This window comes from Paraburkholderia sp. SIMBA_054 (assembly GCF_046534875.1).
Lineage (GTDB): Bacteria > Pseudomonadota > Gammaproteobacteria > Burkholderiales > Burkholderiaceae > Paraburkholderia > Paraburkholderia hospita.
Genome location: NZ_JAWRXV010000605.1, coordinates 1 through 281, shown reverse-complemented (window position 1 = coordinate 281; position 281 = coordinate 1). Strand labels below are relative to the sequence as shown.

1 protein-coding gene is annotated in these 281 nt (G+C 41.6%); it reads right to left on the bottom strand.

Annotated features, from left to right (window positions below):
• Window positions 1-281, bottom strand: a 281-nt coding sequence (locus SB822_RS56520; RefSeq protein WP_410859029.1) for a hypothetical protein, incomplete at both ends; no start/stop codon positions are given.

Here is a 281-nt window from a genome sequence, read left to right as displayed (position 1 = left end):
AACTGCTTGTCCCCTAAAGAGACTTTAAATTCGACATCATAAACATTTTCATATAAAAAGAGCGGTGTATGGTGGTTCATAAACATCGGATAGCTTGAAATAGCCTCGTCCAGAAAGCACTCGGGAGACCAGGTTGTGTAAATGACGTCCTTTTTTGCCTTCGCCTTGTCCTTAAAAAAATAATTGTCATGCTCTACAATATAACAGCCAAGTGGACGTTCTCCTGAGTCTTTCTTTAACAGCTCAACGGCCATCCATTGAACCACCCCTGGATTCATTCC